Origin of the sequence: Microcoleus sp. B4-C2 (assembly GCF_036705265.1) — a bacterium.
Taxonomy (GTDB): domain Bacteria; phylum Cyanobacteriota; class Cyanobacteriia; order Cyanobacteriales; family Microcoleaceae; genus Microcoleus.
In genome coordinates this window covers 1-7,483 of record NZ_JAUBUB010000137.1, presented here as the reverse complement: position 1 = coordinate 7,483, position 7,483 = coordinate 1, and the positions used below count along the sequence as shown (strand labels likewise).

The following is a 7,483-nucleotide window of genomic DNA, read 5'->3' as shown; positions in this document are numbered from 1 at the left end:
CTCCGGGGATAATATTGGGAACTCCCGGCGATGATACCCTCCAAGGTAGCGCCCAAAACGACACCATCGACGGCCTCGGAGGCAACGATGAAATCTTCGGTGGGGAAGGAAATGACTCCCTCTCTGGCGATGCCGGCGATGACTACTTAAATGGCGAGGAAGGTGACGACAGCCTCTTTGGCGGCGCGGGAAATGACTTCCTAGACGATGAATTCGGCAATAATTTGCTCTCCGGCGGCGACGGCGATGACGGAGTTTTCGGCGGCAGCGGTGCCGACTCCCTCACAGGAGATGCCGGCGATGACTACTTAAATGGCTACGAAGGTAACGACAGCCTTTTTGGCGGCGCGGGAAATGACATCTTAGACGATGAATTGGGCAATAATTTGCTCTCCGGCGACGACGGCGATGACGCAGTTTTGGGAGGCAGCGGTGCCGACACCCTCACAGGAGATGCCGGGGATGACACCTTAGATGGCTACGAAGGCAATGACTCTATTTCTGGCGGTGTCGGCAGCGATATTGCAGATGGGGGTGACGACAACGATACCCTAGAAGGCGGTGACGGCGACGATACCCTAGAAGGCGGTGAAGATAACGACAGCCTCAACGGCGGCATCGGCAATGACGAACTCTATGGAGATGAGGGTAACGATACCCTAGAAGGTGGCGATGGTGCCGACTATCTAGAAGGCGGCATCGGCGATGACTTCTACGTGTTAAATGCTACTTCCGCAGGGGGCAGCATCATTGCTGACGACAGCGGCACCGATAGTCTAACTCTCAATGGTCTCACGCTGGCTCCTGGCTTGGCCGCCGATACGGCAGGCGTCACGCGGGGTGGCGAATTCGATACCGACTTGCTAATTGACCTCAACAAGGACGGGATTTTTAACGCGACTGACGACTTGTTGATTCTTGACTTCTTCGCTGAACCAAATCTCGAACAAGGAGATGGTTTTATCGAACAAGTTGGCAATCTCTCAGGGGCCGCTATTCTCACGAGTTTCCCGCTGAAGGCGACTCCTGAAGATGATTTCCTTCCAGGTGGCAGTGGCGATGACAGCATTGACGGATTGGCCGGCAACGATGAGATTGAGGGCAATCAAGGCAATGATTCGCTGTTCGGCAACGCTGGCAATGATGTGTTGAACGGCGACGAACTCATTACGATTAGTGAGGCAGGCGGTACGGTAATTCTCGGTACGGGGATTGGCAATGACTATCTCGACGGCGGCGATGGCGACGACACCCTCGACGGCGGCGAAGGTAACGATACTCTGTTAGGCGCTGCCGGTGATGACAGCCTGTGGGGCGGTGAAGGTACTGACATTATCAATGGAGGAGATGGCAAAGATTCTCTGTACGGGGCTGAAGGGAATGACAGTTTGTTGGGCGGTGCCGACAATGACTTTTTGTTCGGAAACGAAGACAATGACACTCTCGACGGCGGCGATGGAGATGATTCTCTAGATGGCGGTGAAGGCAATGACAGCATCGTCGGCGGTGCCGGTATCGATACGGTGTCTTATGCTACTCTGCTGAGTCCTGTGAATATCAATCTCGCGGCGGGAAGTTCCACAGCCGAAGGTACTGATACTCTCACCGGTATCGAAGTTATCATCGGTACAGCTTTGCCTGATACTATCACTGGCAGCAGCAGCGATGAAAGCCTCATCGGTAACGGCGGTGCCGACATTCTCACCGGTGGTGGCGGCAACGATACCTTTATCCTCGACCCCGCAACAGCCGCTGGTAGCAAAATTCAAGCAGGTGCCGGCACTGACAGCCTGGTTGTCACGGGTGTTACCGCAGCTTTATTTCTAAGTCCCGATAAAGTTGGAGTCGATCGCAGCGGTACTAGCTTGCTAGTAGACATCAACAAAGACGGTAAAATCAACGCCGCAGATGACATCGAAATTCTCAATTTCTTCGATTCTCCCAGCAGCAATCGCCCCGGCAGCGGATTTATCGAAACTGTTGCAGGTTTGTCGGGAAATACTATTCTCGATCGCTTTGTTCCTCCATCTCTACCCCCACTCCCAACCACACCCACACCCACGCCAACTCCCACACCTGACGGCCCCCAAATTTTAACGCCGGCAATTGGGATTCCGAGTCCGAATACTACCGTTGATTCTACTTTCAGTGGCGGGCCGCTTAGCGATTTGTTCTTCGGAACTCCGCAAGGTGACGCACTGGATGGTTTAGCTGGAAATGATACGATTTCCGGCTTAGATGGTGGTGATAATATCCTTGGCAATGACGGCGAAGATTCGCTATTGGGCAATGCTGGCACCGACTTTATCGATGCTGGAAATGGCAATGATATTGTTTACGGCGGTAAAGCTTCCGATACCATTTTAGGTGGCGGCGGTAATGATTCGCTGTACGGAAATAAAGGCTTGGATGTTGTTTTGGGAGGAGACGGTAACGATATAATTTTGGGAGGAAAGGGCGATGATTCTCTCGGCGGTGATGCTGGAGATGACAGCATTTTCGGTCAGTTAGATAATGATTTCTTGCTCGGCGGCAGCGGTAATGATGTTGTTAGCGGTGACGTTGGGGATGATACTTTAGCAGGTATCGATCCGAGTGCTACTAACCCCGGAGTTGGGGAGTTTGATACTTTGACTGGCGGGGAAGGTAAAGACCATTTCTTGCTGGGAGATAGTGATAAAATCTACTACTCTGGTGATGGTAATGCTGTGATTAGTGACTTTGATTCTGCTGAGGATGCGATCGTCCTTTCGGGAATTAAGGGCAATTATTCGCTGTCGGTTTCGGGAAATGCGACTAGCATTTTCCTCAAGAAACCCGGTGAATCCGATGATTTAATTGCCACGGTGCAAGGGGTGATGGATTTGAATCTGGATCAACCTTATTTCACTTTCATTTAGAAGCGGCTTTTTTTAACCGCAGATACACGTAGATTAACGCAGATGAATTTTACCATTTTGCGTTGATCTGCGTTGTTTTACCCTTTCCCAATCTATTCAGAGTGCCGTACCAGTCAAAATTTATCACTTCAAACTGACATCTTGCAGCAATATCAATAAGAGGATTTTTCGTGGGGTTGGGCGGGTTTATAGAACCTATTTGCAAGCTTTAAGGCTGTTGGCGAACCCGCCCCTACGGCTAATTGAGAATGGTGCAAGATATCAGTTCAAACCGATTGAATTCAAGGATGATTTCCTCCTATTCTACGGTTGATATTCAGCAAAAATTTCAATCTTTCCGACAATGTTTTGATTAAATTGAGCCAATTCTTCGGCAGGAATCCAATATTCTTGATGAATCGAACTGCCGACAGTTTGGACGGGATATTTTTTTAAGAATTCAGCCAAAACTCGAAACCGGGTTACATAGCCGAAATATCCCGATGCTGCATCTTTTGTATTCCAATCTCGTGCAATTTGTATGGCATATGCTTTGTGGAGTACGGGATAAAAAATAGGCTGAAAGGATAAGCGCGGGGGAAATGCCAGAAAATCGCTTTCTTTAATCAGTTCCATTTCTTTTTTGCCGACGGCTCGGAACAGCGTTACTGTCTCTTGATCTGATATATTGATATTTTTAAACCAAGCTTTCCAACCGTCCCAATTGTGAACTATTTTAGCTAATTCAGCGTAACCGGCGGCGCGGGGATGGGAAACGTCATTTTCGGTAAGTTCTTTATGCCAAATTTCCGAGTTTTGCAGCGGGGTGCAAACATCTAAATAAGGCACATTTAACTCGTTGCAAACTTGGGCAAACTGTTCGGATAAGTTGGCAATCCGCCTTGTGCGATCGGCATCGATAACTGGCGGCGGCCCTACCATTAATACTGGAAATGTTTCTTTGGCTGACGTGAGAATAGAGCGAGCATTTTCAATTGATTTTTCAACTTCTATGCGATTTTTTTCGTTTTCTCGGTAAGTGTCGTTGACGCCAAAGGAAAATACTATTCTGCCGTCGCCGTAGTGAGGTAAGCGGCAAGAAACTTCGTTGAACCAACGAGTTTCTATATTGGCACTGGTTTCTCCCCTTATTCCTAAATTGTAGTAGGTAATATCGTGTCCTTGTCCGCAAGCGGCCGCGCAAATCCGTCCTGTCCAACCGAGACATTTTGGATCGCAAGTACCGTTTACAAAAGAATCGCCGATAAAACAAATACGCATATTATGTGTGGGAATTGTTGACTGTTGACTGTTGACTGTTAACGGATGATTGCTGACAACTGGCTACTAAAAACTGCCAACTGCCAACTGCCAACTGACTACTAACAACTGACTTTAATTCTTGCCGATGACGGACAATCCTTCTACAATTAGAGACGGTGTTTGGCAAGAACCGTTCCACTCGGAGTCTCCTCCCAATTCTACTAATTGTTTGAGGACGCTGTAGACGTTGCCAGCTACCATTGTGTCTTTGATTCTGCCGACTATTTGACCTTTTTTTACTCGGTAGCCGAGATCGACGTTAATTGAAAAATCCCCGGAAATTCCGGCACTGCCGCCAAGCATTTGATCGACTACAATTCCGTCGTCTAATTTAGCGATTAAATCGATTAGCGATCGCGAACCTGGTTTAATCAAAACATTGAATAAACTCGGCGTGGGATAGCTGCCCAAACCTGGGCGAAATCCGTTGCCGGTGGTGCCACTGCCCAAGGCTCGACCGGTGGTACGATCGGTATAAAATAGCTGCAACACTCCGCTGTTGATAAAGACGATCGCCCGAGTGGGAGTACCTTCGTCATCAAAAGGACAGCTATAGGGCCCGATATCCGGCTGCTGCGAGAGGGTGACAAGGGGCGATGTCACTTGTTGGCCTAATCGATCGTTCCAAGGCGAAGCGCCTTCGAGTACCTGTTTGCCGTTCAACGCCGCACAGACAGTCCCCCACAGTAAATCGGCGGCTTTGGCTGTAAACAGCACCGGCACGCGGCCCGTGGGGGGGGCTACATTTTCTTTCGCCCATTCCAAACGCTGCAAAACCCGCTTGGCGCTGGTGTTTAAGTCGAGGGTGCCGCGTTCGGTTTCGCCTTCCCAAATGTTGAGGAAATCTTCGCCCCGCACTAATTCTGCTGACAAGTAACCGCTGAGGGTGGTGTCGGTGTGACTGGAATCCAAGCCTTTGGTGTTCACCAAGCGCGTGCTCTCGATTTCGCAGTCGAGTTCGGCGGTGCAGAGGCTTTCTGGATAAGCTTCGCGGACGATCGCGATCGCCTCTTTGCCCCAGTTTACTAGCTGTTCGGCCGGCACCGACACTCCGCGATCGGGATAAACAACTTTCTCACCGGTGCCGAGTTCGATGGTTTCCGGTTCGTTAAGTTGCGAAAGTGCGATCGCCCTGTCCACCAAAATTTGCAGTTCCACAGGCCCATAGGCCACCGCCAAACCCGGCCGCCCGTCCCGCCACAGCCGCAGGGCAATGCCTTCTGCTTGGGCGGTTTCTAGCTGTTTGAGACGGTTTGCTTCAAAAAAGACCGGCCGCGAGAGCGATTGCGATTCCAATACCTCAGCAGCTTCTGCACCTGCTTTGGTGGCTAGTTCTAGCAGTTGTTCTGCTGATTGGTGATTGGTCATTGTTGTCGGTGGTTGGTAATGGGCGATTCGATTTTCGATTTTCGATTTTCGATTAAAGAATTGGCAATAACTTACTGGATATGGGTTGGGTGCACGGGTCTACATTTAGATTCTTTTGGGAAAACTGGTGTAATTGGCGATAACCAGATTTTACAGTCATTGGTCATCAGTCATCAGTTAATAATCTACCGTCATTAGTCTAGAGTTAACAGCTATATTGACTCATAACTAATGACTAATGACTAATGACTAATGACTAATAACTAATGACTAAATAGTTAGTTCGTGCAGCAGCCAAAATCCTGCGAAAGATTCCGATTCAGGATTCGACTGAATTGCTAAGAAATGTACTTTTTTTGCTTGGTTTTTCGCGGCTTCAAATCCTTTCGCTTCTCTCTCAGTTGCTGCGTCTCTGAGATTAGCTAAAATCCAGCGATCGTTAGCTCCCGTATCTAATACCAGCCTAGCAGGTGGGCCGCTCTCAAATTTCAGGAAAGCCAACTCCAAGCCCGACATCCAACCTGCCAGGGCTGTTGCTCTCGACGAGTAGATAATTAGTCCCGGAATTTGCGTTTCTGGGGCGAGGCGTGTCATCGGCAGTCCGAAAGCTTCGCCAAATCCGATATCCCACTCGGACATTTCATCAAAAGCTGCGATCGGCAAACTCACAAACGCCCATTTTTCGCCGATTAAAGCATCCGGCAGCGCAACTGGCGTTTCGGGTACAAATTGAACGCTGGGGTTCACAACCGGTTGATAGCCCGGTTCGGCGGGATAAACGTCTTGCATCCGTTCTTCCAGCCACAGGCTGAGGGCGAGGGTGCGGCGGCTGCAGGCGGCGGGAATGTCCAAGTCATCGCAGGCTTTAGTAATCATGTTCGCCATTTGGCGGCGGAAAAAGCGGATTTTTTCGGGGCGTTTCGGTGCTGCGGCGATCGCATCTTTAATAGCACCCGCCAGCCACAGGGAATTTACGGTAGAACTGGAGCAGAATTGCGAGTAGCGAAACAGAGATTCGGCCTTGTCGCCTACATTCAGCGGGCTTTCGCAGATCAACACTTCCCATTTTTTTTTCTCTCGCTCGTCTATGATTGGACGGCTGTAAAAGTCGAGTTCCCAAATAGTAGCCATGCCGCGCTGTTAAAAATTAATCCTTTCTCATGTTACCGGACAGCGGGCAAGTTTCTGATTCTGACAATTTAAGGCTGATTTTCACTCGCGGGCGATCGCACTTTCCCTCATATTGCCACTTTCCCTTGCAGTTTCCCGTGTAATTTTTGGCAGCAGTGCACAACCGGAAGCATTAGCAACTCCTCGGAAAACTGTCGTGGAGCAATCTCAACACGCGATCGTTTGTTAAACTTGTGCAAGCCAGGGAAAACAAACAGTATAGCTTGATTCCATGAGACAAATCATTCTCGAAAAGATTGTTTCTACCTTACAACCTTTAGATTTTGTTCTCGCTTTATGGCAAGGAGGTTCAGCAGCCCACGGATACACCGACGAGTGGTCAGACCTGGATATTGCGGTTGTGGTTGAAGTTGACACTCCCCTGGCTAAAGCCGAGGGGATTCTTGATTCGCAGAATCAACTTGCCGATGCAGAATTACTTCAACATCGGTAGCGGTCAATTCTCCACAAGCGTTCGGATCTAAGATCCAAGTTCCGACGTGCCCCGTCGTACTTAATCCCCGACTTAGGATGTTTTTAGCTGCGTTCCAATCACGATCTAATACGCATCCACACCGACAAGCGTGGGTTCGCGTTGATAGACTTTTCTTAACAATTGTTCCGCAGCTAGAGCATTCTTGACTTGTTCCGTTAGCTGGTACGGCCATCGTAATTCTTCCGAATACTTTGCCGAAATACTCCAACCAAATTCGGAACATATACCAAGATGCGTCGTTAATCGA

At 49.3% G+C, this 7,483-nt stretch carries 6 protein-coding genes; 2 read left to right on the top strand and 4 right to left on the bottom strand.

Features of this window, described 5'->3' with window-relative positions:
- Window positions 1–2,900, top strand: a 2,900-nt coding sequence (locus QUB20_RS26485; protein ID WP_333246860.1) for a calcium-binding protein, incomplete at its 5' end; no start/stop codon positions are given.
- Between the two features lie 303 nt (window positions 2,901–3,203).
- Here QUB20_RS26485 and QUB20_RS26480 read toward each other — a convergent pair.
- The 3 genes from QUB20_RS26480 to QUB20_RS26470 all read right to left on the bottom strand — a co-directional run bounded on the left by QUB20_RS26480 (window position 3,204) and on the right by QUB20_RS26470 (window position 6,701).
- Window positions 3,204–4,160, bottom strand: a complete 957-nt coding sequence (locus tag QUB20_RS26480) for a GDSL-type esterase/lipase family protein (protein ID WP_333246863.1) — start codon at window positions 4,158–4,160, stop codon at window positions 3,204–3,206.
- 114 nt (window positions 4,161–4,274) lie between these two features.
- Entirely contained in the window at window positions 4,275–5,570 is a 1,296-nt protein-coding gene (locus tag QUB20_RS26475; RefSeq protein ID WP_333245938.1) for a TldD/PmbA family protein, read from the bottom strand.
- Between the two features lie 270 nt (window positions 5,571–5,840).
- On the bottom strand, window positions 5,841–6,701 hold the full coding sequence (locus tag QUB20_RS26470) for a Tab2/Atab2 family RNA-binding protein (protein WP_333082477.1): 861 nt from the start codon (window positions 6,699–6,701) through the stop codon (window positions 5,841–5,843).
- Window positions 6,702–6,972: 271 nt separating this feature from the next.
- Here QUB20_RS26470 and QUB20_RS26465 point away from each other — a divergent pair, with 271 nt between their 5' ends.
- Window positions 6,973–7,194: a nucleotidyltransferase domain-containing protein gene (locus QUB20_RS26465; RefSeq protein WP_333246865.1), complete on the top strand. Its 222-nt coding sequence runs from the start codon at window positions 6,973–6,975 to the stop codon at window positions 7,192–7,194.
- Here QUB20_RS26465 and QUB20_RS26460 read toward each other — a convergent pair.
- The coding region (locus QUB20_RS26460; protein WP_333291769.1) for a transposase at window positions 7,127–7,483 on the bottom strand (357 nt) is incomplete at its 5' end. The two genes, QUB20_RS26465 and QUB20_RS26460, sit on opposite strands and share 68 nt — an antisense overlap.

Bases quoted from the DNA above. Each gene is read 5' to 3' on its own strand.
- QUB20_RS26480 (WP_333246863.1), bottom strand. From the start codon at position 4,160: ATGCGTATTTGTTTTATCGGCGATTCTTTTGTAAACGGTACTTGCGAT.
- QUB20_RS26475 (WP_333245938.1), bottom strand. From the start codon at position 5,570: ATGACCAATCACCAATCAGCAGAACAACTGCTAGAACTAGCCACCAAA.
- QUB20_RS26470 (WP_333082477.1), bottom strand. From the start codon at position 6,701: ATGGCTACTATTTGGGAACTCGACTTTTACAGCCGTCCAATCATAGAC.
- QUB20_RS26465 (WP_333246865.1), top strand. From the start codon at position 6,973: ATGAGACAAATCATTCTCGAAAAGATTGTTTCTACCTTACAACCTTTA.